General features: G+C 34.6%; 25 protein-coding genes. 13 read left to right on the top strand and 12 right to left on the bottom strand.

Annotation, left to right across the window (positions count from 1 at the left end; genetic code table 11):
• Positions 1 to 23: 23 nt before the first annotated feature.
• The 3 genes from HCD_RS07550 to hemH form a co-directional block, all read right to left on the bottom strand.
• A complete protein-coding gene (locus HCD_RS07550) occupies positions 24 to 2,834 on the bottom strand; it encodes a cytochrome c biogenesis protein (RefSeq protein WP_014659975.1) in 2,811 nt (936 codons plus the stop codon).
• 8 nt (positions 2,835 to 2,842) lie between these two features.
• Positions 2,843 to 3,508, bottom strand: a complete 666-nt coding sequence (locus HCD_RS07545; RefSeq protein ID WP_014659974.1) for a SoxW family protein — start codon at positions 3,506 to 3,508, stop codon at positions 2,843 to 2,845.
• Positions 3,509 to 3,617: 109 nt separating this feature from the next.
• Complete coding sequence (gene hemH, locus HCD_RS07540; RefSeq protein WP_014659973.1) at positions 3,618 to 4,625, bottom strand: ferrochelatase; 1,008 nt, start codon at positions 4,623 to 4,625, stop codon at positions 3,618 to 3,620.
• A 55-nt stretch (positions 4,626 to 4,680) separates the two neighbouring features.
• Here hemH and HCD_RS07535 point away from each other — a divergent pair, with 55 nt between their 5' ends.
• The gene (locus tag HCD_RS07535) at positions 4,681 to 5,112 is read left to right on the top strand and encodes a hypothetical protein (RefSeq protein ID WP_014659972.1); all 432 of its coding nucleotides are present in this window, start codon (positions 4,681 to 4,683) and stop codon (positions 5,110 to 5,112) included.
• Entirely contained in the window at positions 5,113 to 5,793 is a 681-nt protein-coding gene (locus HCD_RS07530) for a 16S rRNA (uracil(1498)-N(3))-methyltransferase (RefSeq protein WP_014659971.1), read from the top strand. It begins immediately after the preceding gene.
• A 141-nt stretch (positions 5,794 to 5,934) separates the two neighbouring features.
• On the opposite strand, the gene HCD_RS07525 is transcribed toward HCD_RS07530, so the two are convergent.
• From HCD_RS07525 to dcd, 3 genes are all read right to left on the bottom strand, one after another.
• Positions 5,935 to 6,351, bottom strand: coding sequence for a hypothetical protein (locus HCD_RS07525; RefSeq protein ID WP_144005865.1), 417 nt, complete (start codon positions 6,349 to 6,351; stop codon positions 5,935 to 5,937).
• Between the two features lie 24 nt (positions 6,352 to 6,375).
• A complete protein-coding gene (locus tag HCD_RS09375) occupies positions 6,376 to 6,552 on the bottom strand; it encodes a hypothetical protein (RefSeq protein ID WP_158308563.1) in 177 nt (58 codons plus the stop codon).
• 392 nt (positions 6,553 to 6,944) lie between these two features.
• A complete protein-coding gene (gene dcd / locus HCD_RS07520) occupies positions 6,945 to 7,511 on the bottom strand; it encodes a dCTP deaminase (RefSeq protein WP_014659969.1) in 567 nt (188 codons plus the stop codon).
• A gap of 177 nt (positions 7,512 to 7,688) precedes the next feature.
• Between dcd and accB the strand changes: the two genes are divergently transcribed.
• The 7 genes from accB to HCD_RS07485 all read left to right on the top strand — a co-directional run bounded on the left by accB (position 7,689) and on the right by HCD_RS07485 (position 13,658).
• A complete protein-coding gene (gene accB / locus HCD_RS07515; RefSeq protein ID WP_014659968.1) occupies positions 7,689 to 8,165 on the top strand; it encodes an acetyl-CoA carboxylase biotin carboxyl carrier protein in 477 nt (158 codons plus the stop codon).
• 5 nt (positions 8,166 to 8,170) lie between these two features.
• Positions 8,171 to 9,544 (top strand): acetyl-CoA carboxylase biotin carboxylase subunit, encoded by a 1,374-nt coding sequence (locus tag HCD_RS07510; protein WP_014659967.1) that lies wholly within the window; start codon positions 8,171 to 8,173, stop codon positions 9,542 to 9,544.
• Between the two features lie 23 nt (positions 9,545 to 9,567).
• Positions 9,568 to 9,996 carry a hypothetical protein gene (locus HCD_RS07505; RefSeq protein ID WP_144005864.1) on the top strand — a complete coding sequence of 143 codons (429 nt, stop codon included), beginning with the start codon at positions 9,568 to 9,570 and terminating at the stop codon, positions 9,994 to 9,996.
• Positions 9,974 to 10,438, top strand: coding sequence for an FkbM family methyltransferase (locus tag HCD_RS07500; RefSeq protein ID WP_227624860.1), 465 nt, complete (start codon positions 9,974 to 9,976; stop codon positions 10,436 to 10,438). Before HCD_RS07505 ends, HCD_RS07500 begins: the two co-directional genes overlap by 23 nt.
• 188 nt (positions 10,439 to 10,626) lie before the next feature.
• The gene (locus tag HCD_RS07495; RefSeq protein WP_014659966.1) at positions 10,627 to 11,229 is read left to right on the top strand and encodes a hypothetical protein; all 603 of its coding nucleotides are present in this window, start codon (positions 10,627 to 10,629) and stop codon (positions 11,227 to 11,229) included.
• Positions 11,226 to 12,365, top strand: a complete 1,140-nt coding sequence (gene pseC / locus HCD_RS07490; protein WP_014659965.1) for a UDP-4-amino-4,6-dideoxy-N-acetyl-beta-L-altrosamine transaminase — start codon at positions 11,226 to 11,228, stop codon at positions 12,363 to 12,365. The genes HCD_RS07495 and pseC overlap by 4 nt, the downstream gene beginning before the upstream one ends.
• A gap of 75 nt (positions 12,366 to 12,440) precedes the next feature.
• The gene (locus HCD_RS07485; RefSeq protein ID WP_014659964.1) at positions 12,441 to 13,658 is read left to right on the top strand and encodes a DNA cytosine methyltransferase; all 1,218 of its coding nucleotides are present in this window, start codon (positions 12,441 to 12,443) and stop codon (positions 13,656 to 13,658) included.
• A gap of 149 nt (positions 13,659 to 13,807) precedes the next feature.
• On the opposite strand, the gene tnpA is transcribed toward HCD_RS07485, so the two are convergent.
• The gene (gene tnpA, locus HCD_RS07480; RefSeq protein WP_014658764.1) at positions 13,808 to 14,224 is read right to left on the bottom strand and encodes an IS200/IS605 family transposase; all 417 of its coding nucleotides are present in this window, start codon (positions 14,222 to 14,224) and stop codon (positions 13,808 to 13,810) included.
• A 36-nt stretch (positions 14,225 to 14,260) separates the two neighbouring features.
• On the opposite strand from tnpA, the gene HCD_RS07475 reads away from it, so the two are divergent.
• Positions 14,261 to 15,583: an RNA-guided endonuclease InsQ/TnpB family protein gene (locus HCD_RS07475; protein ID WP_014658798.1), complete on the top strand. Its 1,323-nt coding sequence runs from the start codon at positions 14,261 to 14,263 to the stop codon at positions 15,581 to 15,583.
• 252 nt (positions 15,584 to 15,835) lie between these two features.
• Here HCD_RS07475 and HCD_RS08795 read toward each other — a convergent pair whose 3' ends face one another.
• On the bottom strand, positions 15,836 to 17,251 hold the full coding sequence (locus HCD_RS08795; protein WP_014659963.1) for a putative outer membrane protein HomB: 1,416 nt from the start codon (positions 17,249 to 17,251) through the stop codon (positions 15,836 to 15,838).
• Positions 17,252 to 17,411: 160 nt separating this feature from the next.
• On the opposite strand from HCD_RS08795, the gene HCD_RS07465 reads away from it, so the two are divergent.
• From HCD_RS07465 to HCD_RS07455, 3 genes are read left to right on the top strand one after another with little or no spacing between them, the layout of a single operon-like run.
• Positions 17,412 to 17,639, top strand: a complete 228-nt coding sequence (locus HCD_RS07465; protein WP_014659962.1) for a hypothetical protein — start codon at positions 17,412 to 17,414, stop codon at positions 17,637 to 17,639.
• Positions 17,640 to 17,650: 11 nt separating this feature from the next.
• Entirely contained in the window at positions 17,651 to 17,893 is a 243-nt protein-coding gene (locus HCD_RS07460) for a hypothetical protein (RefSeq protein ID WP_014659961.1), read from the top strand.
• Positions 17,893 to 19,752 (top strand): primosomal protein N', encoded by a 1,860-nt coding sequence (locus HCD_RS07455; RefSeq protein ID WP_014659960.1) that lies wholly within the window; start codon positions 17,893 to 17,895, stop codon positions 19,750 to 19,752. The genes HCD_RS07460 and HCD_RS07455 overlap by 1 nt, the downstream gene beginning before the upstream one ends.
• Before the next feature lie 3 nt (positions 19,753 to 19,755).
• Here HCD_RS07455 and HCD_RS07450 read toward each other — a convergent pair whose 3' ends face one another.
• The 4 genes from HCD_RS07450 to HCD_RS07435 all read right to left on the bottom strand — a co-directional run bounded on the left by HCD_RS07450 (position 19,756) and on the right by HCD_RS07435 (position 25,093).
• On the bottom strand, positions 19,756 to 20,409 hold the full coding sequence (locus tag HCD_RS07450) for a nitrate reductase cytochrome c-type subunit (protein ID WP_050854970.1): 654 nt from the start codon (positions 20,407 to 20,409) through the stop codon (positions 19,756 to 19,758).
• A gap of 159 nt (positions 20,410 to 20,568) precedes the next feature.
• Positions 20,569 to 21,720 (bottom strand): hypothetical protein, encoded by a 1,152-nt coding sequence (locus HCD_RS07445; RefSeq protein ID WP_014659958.1) that lies wholly within the window; start codon positions 21,718 to 21,720, stop codon positions 20,569 to 20,571.
• A 1-nt stretch (position 21,721) separates the two neighbouring features.
• The gene (gene htpG, locus HCD_RS07440; protein ID WP_014659957.1) at positions 21,722 to 23,587 is read right to left on the bottom strand and encodes a molecular chaperone HtpG; all 1,866 of its coding nucleotides are present in this window, start codon (positions 23,585 to 23,587) and stop codon (positions 21,722 to 21,724) included.
• A 141-nt stretch (positions 23,588 to 23,728) separates the two neighbouring features.
• A complete protein-coding gene (locus HCD_RS07435) occupies positions 23,729 to 25,093 on the bottom strand; it encodes an outer membrane family protein (RefSeq protein ID WP_014659956.1) in 1,365 nt (454 codons plus the stop codon).
• Between the last annotated feature and the right edge of the window lie 73 nt (positions 25,094 to 25,166).

Here is a 25,166-nt window from a genome sequence, read left to right as displayed (position 1 = left end):
GGAACATGGGGTAGCCTTTTAAATTATTGTAGTTTAGGCAAACTTAAATGGCGTTTGAAATAAGCCCAAATCACGAGTATGAAAGTAGTCGCTACAAAAGGGTATAAGAAAGTAGGGATAGGTAATGGGTCGCCTGCTGCATAGCTGTGTAAACCAGAGAGATAATAATTCACGCCAAAATAAGTCATTAAAATAGAATAAAACCCTAGCACGCTACTACTTGCTAGGATAAAAGGCCAATTTTTAGAACCCAAGAAACGCAAATGTAAGATTAAGGCATAGACACAAATAGAAATCAACGCCCAAGTTTCTTTAGGGTCCCACCCCCAGTAGCGCCCCCAAGATTCATTAGCCCAAACTCCGCCCAAGAAATTTCCTGCTGTAAGCATGAATAAGCCTAAAATCATGCTCATTTCATTAATGGCACTCACTGAAAGAATGGTTTTGTCCAAATTAGAACGCCCCTGTTTGCGTAAAATAAACAGAACCAGGTTTAAAATGCCTAGCACAAAACATAGTCCTAAAAAGCCATAACTAGCGGTGATGATAGAGACATGGATATTGAGCCAATAGGATTTTAAAACCGGCACCAAATTACCGATTTGGGGGTCCATAAAGCCTAAATGAGCTACAAAGAGTGCTATGCCAGCTAAAAAGCTAGAAGCTGACAGAGCGAGTTTGGAGCGTAAGATGAACCCTGCGATGATAGAAGCCCATGCGATATAGAGCATGGATTCATAGGCGTTGCTCCAAGGTGAATGCTCACTCACATACCAGCGCAATATTAGCCCTATAGAGTGGGCGAATGCACAGAGTATGATAGCTATATAGAGAATTTTTGTTAGCCAAGCATTTGGAGTGGTGTTTTTAATAATAGAATTAATCACAACAATAAAGAGCAACAGCCCAAGAAAGATGTAGGGCAAGGTCAAGCCATTAAAAAAGTTGGTATGGTTTAAGAAAATTTCAGAATCAACTTTTGATGGCGATAAATAAAGGTTTTTAGAATGCTCTTCTTGGTAGGCACTTAAATCTTTTAGGGTTTTTTCTACTTTGTGCCACTCATTTGTTTGCAAGGCTTCATCAAACCCATTAAAAATGTTTTTTAAAAAATTCTGTGCAACGCTTGAGACATCTTTATCTGTGCTATTGATGGCTTGAATAGGCGAAAGCCAAGCGTTCGTTTTTTTATTAGGAAAAATGCGTAAAACCTGACCGCTAAAAAGCGTGTAGACTAAGTTAATGCGTTCATCTACCTTTAAAATATCTTTATCAAACTCATTGCGTTCGTTAGGGGATTTTTGATTGACTTCTTCAACATGATTTTGCAATTTATACCCATGGTGGTCAAAAATATCTCTAAAAGCAATGCGTCGCTCATCTAGGGGTGTGCCTATGAGCTTTCTTAAGGCTTGAGTGGAAGTGTAAATCATCTTGACACTGCGCCAATCATCAGGATAGAACATGATACCTAAAAGCACTTGCATGGCATTTAGACCTTGAAAACTATCTTTTCTTAAAATCTTATGCACATATTCAATGCTAATGGTATCAAGGGGCTTGATACGCCCATCAAAATCTTGGACTTGAAGTCTTTGAAAGGCTTGTAAGTGTTCTTTGGAATACTCTCTCAAACGCTTCAAACGCTCTAATATATTTTTTTGAGAATTTTCTTTGTGGGTGGAGTTTTCTACATTTTGTTGTTCTATTTTAACGCTTTTACCCCCATGCATATCAATTTGAGCTTTGTCATTAGCAAGCATAGATGTTAGGGGGCTTATTAAAACTAAAGCGAGTAAAAAACTAGCGATTTGCTGAGATTTTAAAAAACGAGAGAGTTTTAAAAACCGGCCTTCTTTATCAAAAAGTAGCCATAAAGCCCCTAGAATAAGCATCGCATACCCTAAGTAAGTGGGGATTTTGCCTGGGTCTTTATTGACAGAAAGAATGGTGCCTTTTTCATCGGTATCATAGGAAGATTGAAAGAAGCGATACCCTTCATAATCTAATACATGGTTCATAAAAATCCTGTAAGGTTTGATTAAGGTATTATCTAATTTCAAAACTTCTACTTCTGAAGCGTAAGATGAAGGACTCATAGAGCCTGCATAGCGTTGTAATTCAAAACGCTTCAATTTGATTTGAAAAGGTAGCTCAACATAAGTGGCTCCAAAATCTAAAGAGAGCTTGTCATCTTTAAACATTTGACTCTCTTCTATGCCTTCATTTCTATTAGTTTTGATGAGTTTAAATTCGTGACTCACGCCATTATAAGTTGCTTTTAAAACTAGAATAGTAGCGTTGTCTTTTTTGGCGGCGTTTTGTTTGTAGATTTCTAAGGGTTCTAAGATTAAGGGCTTATGATTGAGAGTGGTATGAATGGGTTTTAAATGTTTGGAATAAAATGTTAAAGGCGTTTTTAAAGAAAGCTTTGTAGTGTCATTAAGGGTAACATTAAGGTAAGTATCCGTGCTTTTAAAAGAGCTTTGAGAGTTATTTTCTCGTATGTGCATCAGTCCTTCAACACCAAAAAAGCGTGTGATTCCTGCTCCTAAAATAATCAAAATCAATGAGCTGTGGAAAAAAATGCTTGCGTATCTTTTACGCATCAAGGCTTTAGAAGTGATGAAAGTGCCTATTAAAACCACTAACAAATACGCATGCAAGAAATTAAACCAAGTGGTATTATATACAATGGCTTTACTAGCGCTTGTGCCATAATCGTTTTCTATAAAAGTGGCTATCGCACATGCACATGCATAGAGTACGATTAAAGGGATTGCTATCCAAAAAGAAGCTAGTAAAAAAGAAAACAAGCTCTTAAGATTCTTCATGCCACTTCCTAGTTGGACTTGTTTTTAGAAAGGTTAGTTTTATACTTGATGTAAGCTTTTAATTGCTTGGTGAAGTCCTTATCGTTTTTGACTTTTTTATATTCTTCATTGCCGATAAATTCTAGCACGGCTAAAAATTGTGTGGAAGGCATGTAGCCGGGTAGTTCGTAGATAGTCTTACCTGTTTTATCAGATAAAACAATGGTTGGAGTGGATTGAACGCCATAAATTTGAGCTAATTCTTCTGTGGGCATTTTGATTTCTTTTGTGTCATTCTTAGTGCCGACTTTAAAATTATGTAATTTGGAATAGCTGATGTTGATGTAGTAGGCATTAAAATGTTCTTTGATATAGTCGTGTAATTCTTTGACATTTTTAATATCGTTCTTAAGTTTTTCACAATACGAGCAACCATTACGCCCAAAAACTAACAGCATGTATTTATCATTAGGGCTAATAAACTTGGTGTCTCTAAAAATATCTTCTAAGCCAGCATAACTTTTTTTGTCTATATTTTCTCGTTCATCTTCTAATTCTTTGGAACTTTGAGTTCCTGAGCTTAAAAGGGTTTCATCTAAGTTATCTTGGCTATTTGACTTGCAACCGCTTAAACCTAACAAAATAAGCAGAAAAACGCTTAAGAATTTCTTGGAAAAACAAGAGAGTAAAAACATTGAATAAACCTTTATCTTTTAATTTGTTTGAAAATTAAGTATCCTAACAATCTAATCCTTGAGATTGAAATAATTATCTTACTACAATAATCACTTTTTTATGCAAATTTTACTCATTTTTGAGATTTTTGACTAATTCAATGATGAGCTTGGCAAACTCTATAGAATCGTTTAAACATGGGCAAACTAAGTATTCTTTAATGGCTAAACGCTTGGCCATTAAGCGGTATTGTATCTCTAATTCATAGAGCGTTTCAGAATTATCAATAGTGAATGCTAAAGGATAAATGATAATCTTAGATTTGCGGTGTTTTTCTATTAAATCCTGAGTGCTAGGTTCTAGCCATTTCATAGGTCCTAGCTTGGACTGATAAGAGAGTAGGACTTTTTTAAATGTGATATTTCTTTGTTGCATCAAGTCTTTTAGCAAGCTGACATGGTGTTCGCATTCTTTTTGATAAGTATCTCCAGCATCAATAATGCTTTTGGGTAAGCCATGCACTGAAAAGATTAGCACAAAGTCTTGGCTTTCTTGGTTTTTTAGGGTGCTTAAAATCGTGTTTAAAATGATTTCATTGAGTCTTGTGCTAGTGTAAAATCGCTCTACTACTTGCACCTTGGGGCGAAAAGCTTCTAAGGATTTGAGAGCCTTAAAAGCGTCATTAAAGCTAGATAGAGTCGTGGTGCTAGAGTATTGTGGATACATAGAAAATAGCACTAAACTTTCTATATCTTTTGTAACTAAGTCTTGTAAAACCATAGACGCATAAGGGGGAGTATAACGCATAGCGTAGGTATAAAAGCGTGAAGAATCTAATTCATTTAAACGCTTGGTAAGGGCGAATGTAATGGGGGTTAAAGGGGATTTTCCGCCTAATTTTTCATAGATTTTTTTGGATTTTTCTATGCGGCTATTGACAATCATTTTGCCCACCATTTTACGCATGAAGCTATTCTTAATGGTAAGGATAAAGGGGTCATCAAACATGTTTTTTAGAAACACTTCCACTTCATAAAGGCTGTTTGGGCCCCCCATATTCAAAAGAACAACCGCTTCTTTAGGGGATTTTATGGCATTATTTTCTAAGCTACTAGGTTTTTCATTTATTAAACTCATTAGCACATGATAGAATAATAGGCTTAATCAAAAATAAAATATTAAAAGGAAGTTGATGTTAGGGATAAATTTACAAGTATTAAGCACGCAAAATTCTGATGTCATGACTCAATCATTACTCATTCATGCCCTTTTTGCTTCGTTACTAGCCCTAGCTTTCATTATCAATCTTTACACCCTTTTTAGGGAGAAAAATTTCATCAAACTGAATAGAAAAATCTACTTAATCATGCCAGCGATTTACCTTCTTTTAAGCATTGCTCTTTTAAGTGGGGTTTTTATTTGGGCGATGCAACAATTTGAATTTTCTCTTAGGGTTATTGTCATGCTTTCAGGATTGCTTTTTATGCTTGTGGCTGAAGTCAAACGCCATAAAAGCGTGAAATTTGCTATTACTAAGGAAGAAAGAATGAAAGCTTATGTTAAAAGGGCTAAAATTTTATATTTTTTAGAAACAATTCTTATCATCGTATTGGTAGGCATTTAAATGCGTTTTGTTTACCATTCTTTAGCTAAAGAGCCTACTTTAAAAATAGAAGGGGAGAGTTACACGCATTTATATCGTTCAAGGCGTGTGAAAAGCACGAGTTGTTTGGAGTTGAGAAATTTAAAAGATAAATTTTTATACACCTATAAGCATGTAGAAATCACTAAAAAATACGCTCTTTTAAAGTTAGTGAACCAGCAAGAATTAGAGATTATGGCTCATAAAAAGGCTCATTTGATTTTAAGCGTTATTGAAACAAAAAGCATTGAAAGGATTTTACCCTTTCTTAACCAGTTGGGCGTAAGTAAGCTAAGCCTGTTTTATGCTGATTTTAGCCAGCGTAACGAAAAGATAGATAGTGTCAAATTAGAACGATTTAAAAAAATTTTGATTAATTCTTGTGAACAATGTGGGCGTAGCGATTTAATGGGATTAGAAGTGTTTTCAAGCACAAAAGATATGCTAAAAGCTTACCCCAAGGCAAGTGTTTTGGATTTTAATGGTGAAAAATTGCAAACAAGCTTGAATGCTGAAAATGGCATCATCATAGGACCTGAAGGGGGCTTTAGTGAGCAAGAAAGAGAGCAATTTAAAGAGCGTGAAACCTATCGCATTCCACTAGATATGGTCTTGAAATCTGAGAGTGCATGCGTGTTTATAGCAAGCGTGGTGCAGGTTTAGAGTGGCTCTATAAAGCTTGCAAGCAACATCAAGATAGAGTTAGTTTTGTTTGGGTTGTCTATAATTTGTCGCTTTTAGGGGTTTATTTTAGGTGCCATTTACGAGTACACAAATTGAAAGCCTATAGCAAAATAAAAATTATCAATCTTTAATGAGCGGTTTTTTCTTGTAAATTTTATAAAATTTTTTAATGTGTTTACAATAACCATCTCGAGATATTAAATCTTTAAAGTCTTTGCTTTCAACAATGCTTAAATAAAAATCTATATTGTCGTTAACAAGAGTTTTATTAAAACAAGAAGCAAGAAGGTATTTGCAGTATAAGTCAACAGCTATCAGAAAATTGATTTTGTGTACTCTTTGTAACTCGTTGCCTGCTACTGCTTGGGTGTATTCTTTTATAGTATTAGACATATGAAGTTCGGCTTGCAAAGCCATACTTGTTAAAAAAATTGCTTTAGCACGCTGGACACTATAAATAGCAACAACTAAGGAAAAAATAGCAATAACATAACTCAAAAAACTCAAAATATCGAACGCATTTTTTACATCACACATCATACTATGATAATTTGCTAAAGACTACTTGCTGTGATTAGAGTTGTTTTGTTGCGACTTGTCGTTTAGATTATCAAAATTACTTTCTTTGCTGTTCTTGTCACTACTTTCTTTGTCAAAAAATTCTTTTGCCATATCAAAACTTTCATTCGCTACTCTACATTTTGACATATCATATTTTTGATTATCTTCTTGACTCATTTTAAATCCTTTCAAATCCAATCATATCTCATTTGATTATACTTAAGAAAATCTTAAGGGAGTATAAAAAGTTTTAGTTGCTAAAATATAGAATTAAAATCAGACTCTTTAGTGGCTTTCATTTAACCACTTTGTTTATTTTTTTAGTTGTTGTTATGATAAATGTGCTCTAAAGGCTTTATTTATAGGGCATTAATAATAAAAGCGAAAATACTTAATCAGAATTTTAAAATTATTATTCATAGTAAATACAAAAATATTTTTATATTTTTACAAAAAACGGCGTAAAAAGACCTTTTTCTTTTAATGCCTTAAATTTTCAATTACTAGAATATTTTGCTTATCAACCCTGTATTTAGGGCTAGTCTAAATTAAGCTAACCTTCTATTAAATCACTTCAAAATCTTAGGTAAAGTAATGCCTACTTGTCCTTGATACTTACCGCCCCTATCTTTATAGCTTTGCTCACACATTTCATCGCCTTGTAAAAACACCACTTGAGCGATGCCTTCATTCGCATAGACTTTGGCCGGCAAGCTTGTGGTATTAGAAATTTCAATGGTAATATAGCCTTCAAATTCCGGTTCAAAGGGTGTAACATTCACAATAATCCCACATCTTGCGTAGGTGCTTTTACCCAAGCAAATCGCTAAAGTATCTTTTGGCATTTTAAAATATTCTATCGTATGAGCTAAAGCGAATGCATTAGCTGGTAGGATAAAATAGCCATCTTTGCTCGCATCAATTTTAGTCGCATTATTAGGGTCAAAGTTTTTAGGGTCAATTAAAGCGTTTGTATTATCAAAAAGCATAAACTCACTTCCCACTCTAATATCATATCCATAACTACTCAAGCCATAACTAATCACATTTTTACCGACTTGTTTTTCACAAAATGGGCTAATCATGTCATGCTCTAAGCTCATTTTTTTAATCCAAGAATCTGATTTTAATCCCATATTAAATGATTTCCTTACATTGAAATATTTTATTTATTGTAAAGGGGCTTTAGACCTTCAAAATTTGTTATATAATTTATGTTATTATAACAAGAATTATTTGCTAAAAACGCTTATGGCTCTAAGATTAGGGGTGTGTTTGTGGCATATTTTACGAAATATAAGGAATAGATTGTTATGAACCTTTCTGAAATTGAAGAATTGATAAAGGACTTTAAGGCTTCTGATTTGGGGCATTTGAAATTAAAGCGTGAGCATTTTGAGTTAGTTTTAGATAAAGAGTCCGCTTATGCGAAACATAAAAATGTGTTAAATTCAGCTAATTCTTCAGTCCCACTTATGGCTATAGAAGCGAGTATGCCTAGTGCTCAAGCCCCTGTGCCTATGGTATGCACCCCTATTGTGGATAAAAAAGAAGATTTTGTGCTTTCGCCCATGGTAGGCACTTTCTACCATGCGCCATCTCCTGGGGCTGAAGCTTATGTAAAAGTGGGTGATACGCTTAAAAAAGGGCAAGTCATCGGCATTGTGGAAGCTATGAAGATTATGAATGAAATTGAAGTAGAATACCCTTGCAAGGTTGTTTCTATTGAAGTTGCGGACGCCCAGCCGGTAGAATATGGCACTAAGCTCATTAAAATTGAAAAGCTTTAAATTCCATGAATAAAAAAGTAGAAAACAAGAAAGTAGAAAAGAAAAAACTCTCACGCATTTTAATTGCCAATAGGGGTGAGATTGCCTTAAGGGCTATTCAAACCATTCAAGAAATGGGCAAAGAAGCCATAGCGATTTATTCTATTGCAGATAAAGATGCTCACTATCTCAACACAGCCCATGCTAAAGTGTGTGTAGGTGGGGCTAAATCAAGCGAGAGTTATTTGAATATTCCTGCAATCATTAGTGCAGCAGAGTTATTTGAAGCGGATGCGATTTTTCCCGGATATGGTTTTTTGAGTGAAAATCAGAATTTTGTAGAAATTTGTTCACACCATTCGTTGGAGTTCATCGGTCCTAGTGCGAAGGTTATGGCTTTAATGAGCGATAAATCTAAGGCAAAGAGCGTGATGAAAGAAGCCGGTATGCCCGTGATTGAAGGAAGCGATGGCATTCTTAAAAGCTATAAAGAAGCAGAAGAAATTGCTGATAAAATCGGCTATCCTGTAATCATCAAAGCAGCCGCTGGTGGGGGCGGAAGGGGCATGCGTGTCATAGAAGATAAATCAAAGTTAAAAAACCTTTATCTAGCTGCAGAAACGGAAGCTTTGAGTGCATTTGGCGATGGAAGCGTGTATTTAGAAAAATTTATCAACAAGCCTAAGCATATTGAAGTCCAAATTTTAGCCGATAAGCATGGTAATGTCATTCATGTGGGCGAGAGAGATTGTTCCGTGCAAAGACGCCAGCAAAAACTCATTGAAGAAACTCCGGCAGTTGTTTTAGAAGAGAGCGTGCGTAAGCGTTTGTTAGAAACGGCTGTTAAGGCGGCTAAATACATTGGCTATGTGGGGGCTGGAACTTTTGAGTTTTTGCTTGATGCAAACATGAAAGATTTTTATTTTATGGAGATGAACACTCGCTTACAAGTAGAGCATACCATTAGTGAAATGGTGAGCGGACTCAATCTCATTGAATGGATGATTAAAATCGCTCAGGGCGAGGAACTACCCAAGCAAGAAAGCTTTTCTTGCAAAGGGCATGCGATAGAATGCAGGATTACCGCAGAAGACCCCAAGAAGTTCTATCCAAGCCCAGGTAAAATCACTGAATGGATTGCACCAGGTGGTTTGAATGTGCGTCTTGATTCGCATGCTCATGCAAATTATGTTGTGCCTACACATTATGATTCTATGATAGGTAAACTCATTGTGTGGGGAGAGAATAGAGAAAAAGCTATCGCTAAGATGAAAAGAGCCTTAAAAGAGTTTAAGGTAGAAGGCATTAAAACGACCATTCCTTTTCATATTGAAATGCTTGAAAACACGGATTTTAGACAGGCAAAAATTCATACGAAGTATTTAGAAGAAAATTCTTAAATAAGGATAAGCATGAAAAAACTATTAAAAGAGTTCTTAGGAATTTACTCCCTACTAGGATTTTAAATACATATCGTAATATTGAGACCTTAGGGGTAGTTAAAGAGCAAGTTAATTCTATTGTCAATCAAGTAAACTTTATGACAAATCAAGTCAACTCCATTCTTTGGCGGGCAGAAAGGGTAATGACAATCAATGAATTGTTTATTGAAACCCCTAAAGAAAAGATAGAAAATTTTATAAGAAGCTTGCACCCCATTAAGACAGAGCATGAACTAGTGCGTTTGGGGGCAAAGCATGATGGGGGCTACTTGGTGCCTAAGGATTTTAAAGGCATTAAGGCACTCTTTTCTCTAGGCGTGGGTGTTGTGAGTGCATTTGAAGAAGATTTTCACCATCAATGTAGGCTTGCAAACCCTAACGATATATATGGCAGACAAATCGGTAGATGAACCTTTACTAGGTATTCAAAATTACTCTTTTATTAAAAAATTCATCGGTTGCACCAATGACGAAGAATTTATTACCTTGGACGCTTGGGTGAATGATTCTCAAGTGGGCGAAGGGGATTTGATGTTGCAAATGGATATTGAAGGGGGCGAGTATTTTGCTCTTATCAATGCAAGCGATGAAGTGTTAAATCGTTTTAGAATTATTACCTTGGAAGTGCATAATTTACAATTTTTATGGGACGCTCATTATTTTGAAGTGGTTCAAAGCGCTTTAAGTAAAATTTTAAAAACACATTATTGCGTTCATTTGCATCCCAATAATTGTTGTGGTATTTTTAATTATAATGGTTTAGATATAGTTCGGGTGCTAGAATGCACTTTTATTAGAAAAGACAGAGTAAAAGACATCTTAGCTATTGTGCTGAGTTTCCGCACTCTTTAGATGGAGATAATGTAGTTTCAAATCCTACCCTAATCTTGCCTAGAAACTGGTATGGAGGCTGAAGGGGATTTTAAAATCGCAAACCTTTAGGATAATCACAAAAACTTATTTTAGGTTATGTAACGATGAAATTTTGGGAATAAAGTTTGCTTGTTTTATTTTTGAAAATAAAATGAAGCGAGGATAGGATGCCTAAGATTTCAAATAGTTATAACCCCTCTTTAATGATGAGAGATTACCATGCTCAAAGAGTTAGTCCGCAAACAAGAGAAGAAAATAAGGAAATTCAAAAATCTTCAGAGCCTAGCGAAGCGAGTAGATTAGCCAAACAAGCCCAAGATGAAAATCTAGCGATTGGGACTTTGCAGAAACGCTTAAAAGATTTAAATCAAATTAATAAAGACACCAAAGAATTAATGGCGATTTCTAAAAATTACGCTCATGCTAATGAAAAAGACCAAAATCATTTTGAGCATTTTAAAACTCGTCTCAATAAAGCCCTTAATTCTTTCCATCAAGATGTGGGTAAGGACACCACGCATTTAAAAACCCCTAACGAAGTTGATATGGATAATGCAAAATCTCTTGCAAGTTTTTCAAAATCTATAGAGCATGAGAAAGAAAACATTCAAAACTCCTTGCATCAGTGGAAAAAACAGCTTGCTGAAACGAATCATTTAAGCAAAGAATACAATACTTTAGATAAAGCAAGATTGAACGCTCAAAAATTTCAAGATGTCCATAACACTAGCAAAATCACTCCATCTCGCTTGCAAGAGTTGCTCGCTTGAAAAAGTTTGCTTATAGTGAGCCTTGCTTAGATGAAGAAGATAAAAAGGCTGTTTTAGAAGTTCTAAATTCTACGCAACTCACACAGGGTAAATATTCTGTTTTATTTGAAGAAGCGTTATGTGAGTTTTTGGGCGTTAGGCATGCGCTGGTGTTTAATAGTGCGACTTCGGCTCTTTTAGCACTCTATAGAAATTTTAGCGATTTTAATGCTAGTTGCAATGAAGTCATTACTACCCCTATAAGTTTTGTAGCTACCACTAACATGCTTTTAGAGAGTGGCTACAAGCCTGTATTTGCTGAAATCAAAAATGATGGTAATATTGATGAATTAGCCCTAGAAAAATTGATTACAGAAAAAACCAAAGCTATAGTGAGCGTGGATTATGCGGGTAAAAGCGTAGAAATTGAAAGCATTCAAAAGCTTTGCAAAAAGCATTCTTTGAGCTTTCTTTCTGATAGTTCACATGCCCTAGGAAGCGAGTATCAAAATAAAAGAGTAGGGGGCTTTGCGTTAGCGAGTGTTTTCAGTTTTCATGCCATTAAGCCTATAACCACGGCTGAAGGGGGAGCTATAGCAACAAATGATAGCGAATTATTTGAAAAAATGAAATTGTTTCGCTCTCATGGCATGCTCAAAAAAGATTTTTTTGAAGGCGAAGTAGAAAGCGTAGGGTATAACTTCCGCTTGAATGAAATCCAAAGCGCCTTGGGTTTGAGCCAGCTTAAAAAAGCCCCCCTTTTAATGCAAAAACGAGAAGAAATCGCTCTAGTCTATGACAGGATTTTTAAAGATAATCCTTATTTCACCCCCTTACACCCCCTTTTAGAGCATAAAAGCTCTAACCATCTTTATCCCATTTTGATTCATCAGCAATTTTTTAAATTTAAAAAGCAAATTTTAGAGAGTTTGCACAAGCTTGGCATTTTAGCTCAAGTGCATTACAAACCTATTTATCAATACAAATTGTATCAAGAGCTCTTTAATACAGCCCCATTACAAAGTGCCGAGAATTTTTATCACGCTGAAATCTCTTTACCTTGCTATGCGAACTTGGATTTAGAGAGTGTGAAATTAATCGCTCATGGCGTTTTAAAAACCTTTGAGAGTTTATTGCTTGGTTTTAATAATAAATAAACTTGAAGCTTATTTTGTTTTAATTTGATTTTGTTAAAATTAAAATCTTAGTTATATATAAAATTGGGATTTGATTTGAAAGGCAATAAATATAAGATTATTAGTTTATTTTCTGGGTGTGGTGGTTTAGATTTAGGTTTCATTAAAGAGGGTTTTGAAGTTATTTGGGCAAATGATTTTTTTAAAGAGGCTGTAGAAACTTATCAAAAAAACATTGGTTCTCACATTGTTTATGGTGATATAACAAAAATTCCTAGTAATGACATTCCGAGTGAATGTGATATTTTACTTGGAGGTTTTCCTTGTCAGGGTTTTTCGGTGGCCAATACTAAACGCTCTATGGAAGATAAGAGAAATTTTTTATACAAAGAGTTACTAAGACTTTTAAGAGACAAACAACCTAAATTTTTTGTAGCTGAAAATGTTAAGGGATTGTTATCTATGCAAAAAGGACAAGTAATTGAGATGATAGTAAAAGATTTTAAATCGCTAGGCTATTATGTAGATTATAAGTTATTAAAGGCATCTGATTATGGTGTGCCACAACACAGAGAGAGAGTTATTATTATTGGCAATAGATTGGGGCTTAAAAATCCTTTTCCAAAAAAAACTCATGGACTATGTAATGATTTATTGAATGAAAATTTAAAGCCTTATGTGTGTGTTAAAGATGTAGTAGGGCATTTAGCTGATGTAAGAACCAGAGATGCAAGTTTTATGCTTGATGGCGTAATGATACATAATCACATAGCACGCACTAATGTGCATGATAAATTTTGGGGCAGAAAGCATTCTATTGACCAGCATGAAATTTGTGATTATTTGAAATTTTGGCGTTCTCAAAATACTTATAGCACTAAACAAATTGATGAGCATTTTGGGTATGCCCATACTGCTGGGCATTGGTTTAGAAAGGATAATAATTCAGGAAGCATTCCAAAAGCACAAGATTGGTGGGAGTTAAAAAGGCTTTTAAGATTCGATGATACTTATGATAAAGCCGTTACGGAATTTGAATTAAAAGAAATTAAGTTTGAACAATCTTTAAGAATTAATAATTGGGAGTTACCAAGCGATACCATTACTGCCACAGGTCCTGAGATTCATCCTAACAAGCAAAGGCGTATGTCAGTAAGAGAGTGTGCTATTATTCAAACTTTTCCTAATGATTTTATTTTTTATGGAAGTTTAGGGAATATGTATAAACAAATTGGTAATGCCGTACCCGTATTATTGGCTCAAAAAATTGCAAAAGAGATTTTTAAGGAGTTAAAAAATCATGATAAGTCTTAGAGAAATTGAAAGGATTGAAAATAAGTATTTAGAAAAAGTTTATCCCAACAAAGCGAAAAACTCCGTCCTTTAGGGCGGAGATGTAAGCGTCAATAGCCGTTAGGCTATTTTTTAGTGTCATTTAACCTAAAAACAAAAGGTTAGCAAATCTAATGTGGTGTTTCTTGCTCTTGGATATATTGCTTAATGATTTCTAAAGGAGCACCCCCACAGCTTCCAGCAAAATAACTAGGCGACCATAAATGATTGCCCCACAAAGTAGCTTTAACATTTTTAAAATTTTGTTGTCTAACCAAACGACTACTAACACCCTTTAAAGAATTAACTAACCTACTAACACTAACTTTTGGTGGATAATTGATAAGTAAATGCACATGGTCGCTTTCCCCATCAAATTCTACTAACTCGCTTTCAAAGTCTTTGCATACCTTAGCAAATACAGAACCTAAAAAGTCTATAACTTCTTTGTTGAATGCTTTACGCCTATATTTAGTTACAAATACTAAATGCACATGCATTAAAAAAACACAATGTCTGCCATGTCTAATATTATCAATTTGTTTCATAGACCAAGTTTAACTAAATTATGCTAAAATCTTTCTATGAAAGTAAATAAGGGCTTTAAATTTCGTTTGTATCCTACCAAAGAGCAACAGACCAAATTACAACACTCTTTTTTTGTCTATAACCAAGCCTATAACATTTGCTTAAATCTACAACAAGAGCAATACGAAAAAAACAAAGATTTACCCACTAAACAAAGAAAATGGCAAAAATCAAGCGAATTAGATAGTGCGATTAAGCACCATTTAAAAGCTAGGAATTTAAGTTTTAGTAGTGTAGTCGCTCAACAATCACGCATGAATGCAGAAAGAGCCTTAAGAGATGCCTTTAAAGTCAAAAATAGGGGCTTTCCTAAATTTAAAAACTCTAAATTTGCTAAACAAAGTTTTACTTGGAATAATCAAGGCTTTTCTATCAAAGACTTTAACGAACGCTTTAAGATGTTTAACTTAATGAAAATGCCCTTAAAAATGCGTATGCATAGAGACTTACCCCTTAATGCTAAGATTAAACAAATCGTAGTCTCTTGCTCTCATCAAAAATATTTTGTTAGTTTTAGCATAGAATACGAAAAAGAGCTTAACACTATTAAAGAGCCTAGAAATTGTGTCGGTGTGGACTTAAATATCTATGATATAGCTTTAAGCGTTGATTTAAAAGAATATGAAAAACTAACCGACCTAGAACAATACCAAAAAGACATGAAAGAACTAGGTTTAAAAGTAGATGAAAATATCAATCTAAAACGACTTATTCCTACTTATTCTAAACTACATTCTTTTAAAAAATACTCTAAAGAATTTAAAAGACTACAAAGAAAACAAAGCCGTAGGGTTTTAAAATCTAAACAAAATAAAATCAAACTAGGAGGTAATTTTTACAAAACTCAAAAAAAATTAAACAAAGCCTTTGATAAATCAAGCTATCAAAAACTAGACAGATACCATAAAATCACAAGCGAACTTTCAAAGCAATTTGAATTGATAGTAGTTGAAGACTTACAAATTAAGAACATGACCAAAAGAGCCAAACTCAAAAATGTTAAACAAAAGAGTGGGCTTAATAAGTCTATACTAAATACTTCATTCTATCAAATCATCTCTTTTTTAGACTACAAACAACAGCATAATGGCAAATTGTTAGTGAAAGCTCCCCCACAATATACGAGTAAAACTTGTCATAGTTGTGGGCAAATCAACCACGAGCTTAAATTAAATCATAGAGAATATCTGTGTCAAAATTGCGGATATATAGAGCATAGAGATATAAACGCCGCAAGTAATATTTTAAGCAAAGGGTTAAGTCTTCTTGGGTTAGGAAATAGCCTTGCAGACTTTAAAGAGCAAAGCCTTTCGTATTAGCATTCAGTAGGGTGCTTTAGTTAGGAAGCTCCTCGCTTTAGCGAGGGGTGTTTCACTATCAATACTCAATTAAAATAAAGCCTATTCTTATTCTTTAAGGGGGGCGTGGACACTCTTCATTGTGTCCTACCCCCCCTTAAAAATCCCCCCCATACTCCGCAAGGCTTTTAAGGCTATCACTTTAAAACTTCGTTTTAAAGCTCTTTGATATTTTAGTTTTTTTAAATCAATACTTGATTAGTATAAAAACCTTTAAAAAATATAGCCATAGTTAAAGAACACATTCGTGTTGCTCGCCCCTTCTTTCAAAACCATTTGTTGATACGCTTGGTTGTTGAGATTAAAAACATGGCTTTGCTGAATGAGTGGAATGCTTACCCCCAAACTAAATTTAGAATTTTCAATGCGATAATTTAAGCCCACGACCAAATTTAAATTACCGGTATTTTGCGTTTGATTGAGTAAGCTGTAGTTATTATACAAACCCCTAAACCCTAAGAAACTCCCAAACGAACTTTCAAACGCCCCCCCATTTTTATAAGTGGTAATAAAGTCTATCAAGCTTTCTATTCCAGCTCCTGCACTGATTTGTCTTATATTAAGCTGTGCATTTTTAGTGTAATTGTTTTTAAAAATACCATAAATGGCTATGCCAAACATATCAGTGAAATACTTTTGATACCCTGTTTTGACATTAAAGCCTACAAATCCGGAATTGTGTTTTGCACTTTCTAATATACTTGCCATAGGAGATGTTATAAGCCCTTGATAATTCGTGGTAAGGTTAGAAATGGTGTTATTGAGATTAGAAGTGTTTAAGGTCAATTCGCCATTTTTTTGACCTTGACCGCCATGTCCTGCCCCTTCGCTGTGTTGTTGATTATTAGGCGGAGTAAAAGTCTCGCTAGAGTTTACCCCACTCAAACTACTCACTACAAGCGGTCCGTTATAATAAAGCGGAGTGTTAGGGATAGTATCATGATTTGGTGGGGGTAGTTGTTGCCCTTGTTCTTGTGGCGACTCACTACTTCCACTAGTGGGGGTTTTGGAAGAAGTCGTGTAAGAAATATTTGAGAATTTAAGCTCGTTTGGATTATGGTGTCCCTGTGTTTCTTGTCCTTGCGTTGTTGTTGTTCCCTTCAAAAAATCTGCAACTTCTTTTTTCAAAGTTTCAATATTTTGATTAAGGCTATTTGCTTCAGAATCTGTAAGCATGCCACTAACAGCCTTATCTAATCCGCTAAGAACCCCAAGAAACCCACCGGCATTGCTTGTCATAAGGTTATAAAGAAGAGCGGTTGTATCCAAACCACCCCATGAAGTGGTGTATTTATTATGGCTACCTTGTTGTTGCTTGTAACCCCCTTGTAAAATCACATAAGAACTACTACTGCTACTAGTAGAGCTTTCAAAATTTTTAACAGCGTCCGAAAAAGCCTTATAATAAGTGTCTACAATAGCTTTATCTTTTGTAGCTTGAGCCTTTTCAGCCTGAAGAGTTTCTTGGCTAACTAATGGCTCTATACTTGTAGTGGTAACTTTCGTGGTAGTTGTAGAAACATTACCAGTCATTATGCCCCCTTCAATAAAAAAGCCGTCTTTTTGATTCGCTTCTAAAACGCTTAGAACACTAAGACTTAAAAATCCTATGATAAATGGTCTTTTCATATTCATTCCCCTTAAATTAAATGTTTATTTTAGTAACAAAAATTCAAAATTGATTTAACAAATTAAATCTTAAATGCAATCATAACATCAAAAAAAAAAAACGCTTAATTAGTAGCTTTGATATAATAGCGTTTTAGAAAAGATGAAAGGTTTTAACACTATGGAAGCTTTGAATTTATTAAACAAATTGAATGTCAAAGTAGATGAGTTGCTTGAAAAAGTCAAAAAACAAGAAGAAGAATTAGAGACTTTACGCCAAAATAACGCTGTGTTGAACACACAAAACGAAGAAAAAGAGATTCAAATCGCTATTTTGTATGATGAATTGAGTGCTAAGGACAAGGGACTTTCAGAGCTGTATGACAAAATCGCCAAGCTTGTGCCATAACCCTTAAGAACATGCATTTAGAAAGCGATAGTTTAGAAAACAACGACCCTAATTTGGAAATCAGCTATTTGGGTAAACGCTATAAAATCTCTTTGAATGAGACTTTTAGCGATAGCATGAAGTGTGCTTTAAAAAAGCGTTTCCACAACCAAGAATTAAATGTTTTAGAGCTTTTAAAGGACTATTTGCACCAAGCTTGTCAAAACGAGTATTTAAAAACGGAATTAGAAAAGCTTTTAGAAAAAATCTCTTGATGTTCTATTACTTAGTCGCTCCTTTAAAAAATAAAACCCCCCCTTTAACCTACTATTCTAAAAAGAGCTGTGAAAAAGGGGTGTTAGTTCATATCACTTTGAGAAATAAAACGATTCAAGGCGTTATTCTTAAAGGAGTAGAAAAACCTTCTTTTGAATGCCTAGAATGTGAAAAAACGCCCTTTTTTTTACTCCCCCCTCAAATCAAGCTCGCTGAATTTATCGCTCAATATTATTGTGCTAATCTCTCTTTAGTCTTAAGCCTTTTTACCCCTTTTCATGCATGCGATAGTATGGAATTAGAAAAAATCACGCCCACTCTAAATGTCTTAAATGAAGCTCAAACAAAAGCCTTAAAAGAATTAGAAAAGCATTCTGTAAGCTTGCTCTTTGGCGATACAGGTAGCGGGAAAACTGAAATTTATATGCATTTAATCGCTCAAACTTTAGAGCAAAAAAAGAGTGCATTATTACTTGTGCCAGAAATCGCACTCACTCCACAAATGCAACAACGCTTAAAAGTTGCGTTTAAAGACTATTTAGGCTTATGGCATAGCAAACTCTCTAAAAATCAAAAAAAAGAGTTTTTAGAAAGGCTCTACTCTCAAAAAATAAGGCTTGTTGTAGGCACACGAAGTGCGTTATTCTTGCCCCTTAGAGAGCTAGGCTTAGTGATTGTAGATGAAGAGCATGACTTTTCTTACAAATCTCAGCAAAGCCCTATGTATAATGCTAGAGATTTATGCTTATTTCTAGCGAGCAAATTTCCTATTCAAGTTGTCTTAGGCTCTGCTACGCCTAGCTTAAATAGCTACAAACGCTTTAAAGATAAGGCTTTAATACGCCTAAAGGGTCGCTACACTCCCACACAAAAAAACATCATCTTTGAGAAAACGCAAGATTTTGTTACCCCAAAGCTTTTAGAAACTTTACAGCAAGTCATAGACAAAAACGAGCAAGCCATTATTTTTGTGCCTACAAGGGCAAATTTCAAAACCTTGGAGTGTCAAAATTGCCATAAAAGCATTCAATGCCCCTTTTGTAGCGTGAATATGAGTTTGCATTTAAAAACTCAAAAGCTTATGTGTCATTATTGCCATTTTGTAAGCCCTATCCCTAGGATTTGTAATGTGTGCCAAAATGAAGTCTTAGTGGGTAAAAGAATAGGCACGATGCAAGTGTTTAAGGAATTAGAGAGCCTTTTAAAAGGGGCGAGAATGGCCATTTTAGATAGAGACCATACCAGCACACAAAAAAAGCTCAACAACATTTTAAGTGATTTTAATCATCAAAAAACCAACATTCTAATTGGCACACAAATGATAAGCAAAGGGCATGATTATGCTAAAGTGAGTTTAGCGGTTATCTTAGGCATAGATAATATCATCAAATCTAGTAGCTATAGGGCTTTAGAAGAAGGTGTGTCATTATTGCATCAAATCGCTGGAAGAAGTGCAAGACAAATTTCTGGCTTAGTATTCATTCAAAGCATAGAAGTGGATTTATTAAAAAATTTCTTAGATGATTATGAAGATTTTTTGCAATACGAATTGAAAGAAAGGTGCGAACTTTACCCACCTTTTTCAAGGCTGTGTTTGTTAGAATTTAAGCACAAAAATGAACAAAAGGCTGAAAAACTAAGCATAGAAGCTTCAAAAATCCTTTCTTCGTGTTTGGAAAAGGGCGTAACGCTCTCTCATATTAAAGCCCCTATTGAAAAAATCGCTTCTTTTTATCGCTATCTTATTTTATTGCGTTCTTCAAACCCCATAAGTCTATTAAAAAGCGTGCATGCGTTTTTAAAAACCGCCCCCCATATCCCTTGTAGTGTGAATATAGACCCTATAGATATTTTTTAAAAACTATTTTTTCTCGTTTGCTTTAGGATTTGAATGCTTAGGGGCTTTTTTCTTAGTCTCGTCTTTTACACCTTGATTGATAACTTCCATTAAATCGGAGCGATATTCTAAAGATTTTTTAGTGAAATCAGGCTTGAAAGAGTTTTTGACTAAAGGCTTAGCGTTCGCTTGGGGGACATGGCATTGCGTGCAATTATATCTTGCATCACTTACACCATTATTCTTGACAGGCTTATTGTGGCGTAAATCATATAAATGCGATTTGGGTAAAGGGGTAGCCCCAACAGATTCAGCCACATCAGGGCTATGACACCCTAAACATGCATTATTATCCTTAGTAATATCTGCAAAATCGCTAATATCATGGGGGATTAAGGGGGGAGCATTTTCATAAGAACGCTCAATCCTTTGGCTAGAACCTGGTGCGTTCTCACTATAATGATAGGGCGAGAGCCTAACCTTTTTTTCATCTTCTAAAGGGGCTTTTCTTAAACCAAGATTTTCTTGACTAATTCTTGTGTCTTTTAAAATCTTTTCTTTATCGTTTGCATGGGCTTTTAAAGTAACAAACCAAGCCAAACCAACCCCCACTAACAACCTAAAAACCTTAGATTTTAACCAACCAAAACCGGCGAAAAAAAGAATGCTATTTCTCATGGAGCTTCCTTTGAAATCTTTCTCAATAAAACCGCTTGTATTCCAAAAGTCTACACTCATTATTCTAGCATAAATAAAAATTTCCTACACTTGATAAATAATGATAATCTATCCTTAAGCCTATCTATAACAAATCAATAGATGTTCTAATCTGCAAATTTATTTTTCAAAACTCGCAACGATTTTTTCTAAAACCTTTCTATCAAGCATTTTTTCATCAATTCTAGTGTTAATTAAATTTTTGTGGTATGTCTTAAACTCTTCAACACTTAATGAATTGTCTAATGTTTTTAAATGCTCTCGCTCCTTTTTGAAGTAAGGAAAATGCCATTGCATAAGCTCTTTATCTTTGATATTTATTCGTTCATGTTCAAATACAATTCTCTCTATACTACGAATACCATAATCGGTCTTGCTAGTGTATTCAGCATGACTCACACCATAGTTATAAAATAAGCTTTGGTCTCCTATGCTATCTTTAAAGCCATAAAAACTATTGCTATCATTCTTAACATGAGCGATTCTAATCTCCTTATCAAACACCATAAAATTCACTAAGCAATAATCTAGTCTTTCTAAGCTTGAAGTGATAGAATAAAAGCTTTTGTAAAGTTTTTTAGGCTCATAAATATGGTCGCAATCCATTTTAATGACCCATTGATTTTTGGGGATAAAATTTAGCACGAAATCATAGTATTGATAGGTTTTATTCCACCTATCTTTAGGATTAGCTTGAATCACGCTATAAGGATAAGGCACAGGAATGAAAGTGGGGAATGCTTTGCAAAAATCTAAAATGATTTTTGTAGCTTCCTTGTTACAATCATTAAACCCTATGACACCCCTCTGAATCGCCCCTAGCATGGAGAGTAAGGACGCTTTTAAAGTTGTGTTTTCATTTTTCACCCTAATAAACGCCCATGGGTTTAGGGGGCTATCTATCTTAGAACTTTCTGTATCTAATTCAAAATAGCCTTTATGGAGTGCTTGATTTAAAATGAGAGGTTGAAAAATATCTCGTTCTTTATCTTGGCTCTCTAAATGCCCCCCCCCGCAAAGTTGCCTTTCAAACAAAGATTTATTATAGGCTTGAATTTTATTAAAATCTAAGCTCTCTAACATCTCAAACACGCTTTTTTGATTGGTGTGCTGATAAGAAATCAAAGGGAAATCAGATTGAATAGCTTGACACTCATCCTTATTAGTATTGCATTTCAAAGCTTTTATTTTAGCCTTGCATTTTCTCAAACATTGCCCTATTAGAGTTTCTTTAAAACTCTTTAGAGCATTTTTCAAAATGATTTTTAACAAATCACAACGCCTTTAATAAAACGCTATTTAATCTTTCATTAAAACTCTTAGCGTCTTTTAAAGCCCCTTTTTCTAAAAGCTTTGCTCCATCATAAAGCAACCAAATGAAAGTATTAAGTTGCTCTTTGTCTTCGCATTTTAAAAGTTTTTGTAAAATCGCATGATTAGGGTTTAACTCTAAAGTTTTCTTACTTTCAGGCACATTTTGACCCATTTGACGCATGAAATTTGCCATCATCGCATTTTCAGCGTCCCCTATTAGAGCCACCGCTGAAGTGAGATTGTTAGAAAGCTCTACGCCTTTAATCTCATCTTTAAGATTTTCTTCAAACACACTCATTAAATCTTTAAATTGTGCTTTGACTTCATCGCTTAGTTCTTCTAAATCAAGCTCTTTTAAGCTCTCGCTATGGCTGGCGTCTTTAAAAGGAATTTTGTCATATTCATTCACACTTGGCATTACAAATGCGTCAATCTCATCGCTTAATAATAAAACATCATAGCCTTTTTGAGCGTATTTTTCTAAGAGTGGAGATGCTTTTAACAAATCTAAGTTTTCGCCTAAGAGATAGTAAATGCTCTTTTGTTTTTCTTTTAAATTCTCTTTATATTCTTTTAAAGAAACCAATTTTTCTTTATCCTTAGAGTAAAAACGCAATAATTCTAATAGCTTGTCTTTGTTTTCAAAATCACCATACAAGCCTTCTTTTAGCACTTTTCCAAAAGGCTCATAAAATTTATGATAATTCTCATTATCCTTGCTTAATCTCTCAATCTCACTTAAAATCTTTTTAACTGAAGCAGAACGGATATTAGCTAAAATCTTGTTTTGCTGTAAGATTTCTCTGCTTACATTCAAAGGTAAATCTTCGCTATCAATCACGCCTTTAACAAATCTTAAATACGACGGCAACAATTCTTTGTCATCATCAGTAATAAACACTCTTTTAACATAGAGTTTGACCCCACTTTTATAATCCACTCTATACATATCAAAGGGTGCAACACTAGGAATGTAAAAAAGCGTGGTGTATTCTAAAGAGCCTTCTACTTTATTATGGATATAGCTTAAAGGCTCGCTATTATCATGCGAAAAAGATTTGTAAAATTCTTTGTAATCACTATCTTTTAATTCGCTCTTACTCATTTTCCATAAAGCACTTGCTTTATTGATTTGCTCGCACTTTTCTTCCTTAATCTCTTTTTTATTATCGCCTTCGCCTTCAAATTTCGTATCTGTGTAGGTTAAAAAGATAGGAAAAGGAATATGCTCGGAGTATTTTTTAACAATGCTATCAATCTCCCAACGACTAGCAAAATGACTCTCTTCATCTTTTAAAAAGAGAGTGATTTCTGTGCCTTGTTCATCTTTAACGCATTCATTAATTTCAAACTTACCCTTGCCATCACTAATCCATGCATAAGCTTGTTCGCTATTAGCTTTCTTAGTTTGAACGACAATTTTACTAGCCACCATAAACGCTGAATAAAAGCCCACGCCAAATTGTCCGATTAACGCACTATCTTTTTTCTTATCCCCACTCAAAGCGTTTAAGAAACTCTTAGTGCCTGATTTTGCAATCGTGCCTAAATGCTCTATTAAGTCGTTTTTATCCATGCCTATGCCATTATCTTTAATAGTCAAGGTCTTTTTTTCAGTATCAAAACTTAAATGAATGCTAGGAACTACGCTCAAACCTTTTAATTTCTCATCAGTTAGCATTAAATAATTAAGTTTATCCAACGCATCGCTTGCATTAGAAATAAGCTCTCTTAAAAAAATCTCTTTATTAGAATACAAAGAGTGAATCATCAATTCCAAAAGCTGGTTGATTTCAGTTTGAAAAGAATATTCTTGATTAGACATAATTCTATCCTTTAAATAAAAATTTTTAAGCAAAGATTATACAATAAAAGCACGCTAAAAATAGATATACCACGCCGTACACAACGATATTCACTCCTAGAATACCCATTTCTATATCATCAAATTCTAGTTAAATTAATTTTAAAAATCATAACTCATAGAACTCATAAAATAGCTTCTATCTTGAATGGTTTGAGCAAAATAAGGGTTGTATGTTATATAAAGAGTCTCAAATCCAACCAAATAGCCTTTATGCATAGTAATTTGGTAGCCATTAAGTCTTAGCATTAGATTGATATGTTTTTTAATGTTATATTTAAGCGTAACACCCAAACTCTGCGAATCGGCTCTTGGAGAATAAGTCAATTTGCCATACAATTCCACAAAGAGTTTGTTAATGGTCTTTCCCATAAAGGCATTAATCGTTATTGAATCAGCATTATAAAAATTAGTGTAAGCAAGCTCATAAGGGGTGTCGTCTTTAGTGTCATAAAAAGGGTCAACAGGCGAACCGTTCCAGCCTAGCTGGGCACTCGCATTTCCAAAGTTTTTATACACGCTCCAACCAAAATGATAAGAGCGAAAATTTACCCTCTGAAACGCAAACAAGCTCGCACTTTTTTTACCTACCAAAAAGCTCCTATAAACGCTCTTAGCCATATAATCACTATAAAGGGGAAACCATGCATAAAAAGTCGTTTGGATTCGCCAATCAGATTTCCAATAGCCCTTAGTGTCATGGGTAATTTCAAATCCGGGAGCGTTAAAATTCTTAGGATAAAACCAAATAAAAGGCATAATTTTGATGTATTTATTTTCATAAATAATATTAGCATTATGCATGCCATAGTTAATCTTATGCTTATAATTTACAGGGGCGTAAAAATCTCTAATGTATTGCTCATTAGCTAAAGCCCTTCCATAAGTGCTAAACCATTCTATTCTAAAATTTTTCCATCGATAAAAGAGTTCAAACCCTTGGTTGAATCCGCTCAAAAACAAGGCTTTAGAGGGGTAACGCCCTAATTTAATCCCAAAAACATCCTTATACTGATAGTCTAAATACAAATTATACAGCACATATTTTCTAGAGTTTTGAGACATTTGCTCACGACTCCACTTACCCCCATATTGCAGGTAATATCCTGCCCAAAACCCCATATAATACCAGTTAGTTGGCTGAAATCCTGTATAAGGGTCAGCTTTATCAATCACGGTCTTAGTAGAATCGTAAGCTAAACCCCCAATCTCACCCCCAACCCCAAAACTTAACTTGTGATTTTCAACCTTTTTAGGAAGCAAATTCATATCCACTTGCAACGCTCCAATGGTCGTTACATAGCTTCCTGTAGGATAAATACCTTTTCTTGAATCCATTATGGATTGTTTTAAAGCAATACGAGAAAATGAACCTGCTTTTCCGCTAAATTTATAGTCAAAAGCATTGAGAGAAACTCCACCTACAGCCAAAAACCCTAGCAAAATTCTGAACGCCCTTTTTTTCATTCTACTAATAAGCTCCATCTCTTACGATATTTGCCCCAAATTATGCCATAAGTAACCCTTAAGATTAAATTAA

Source organism: Helicobacter cetorum MIT 99-5656 (assembly GCF_000259275.1).
In the GTDB taxonomy this organism is placed as follows: Bacteria; Campylobacterota; Campylobacteria; order Campylobacterales; family Helicobacteraceae; genus Helicobacter; species Helicobacter cetorum.
This window is presented reverse-complemented; position numbering and strand designations above follow the sequence as displayed.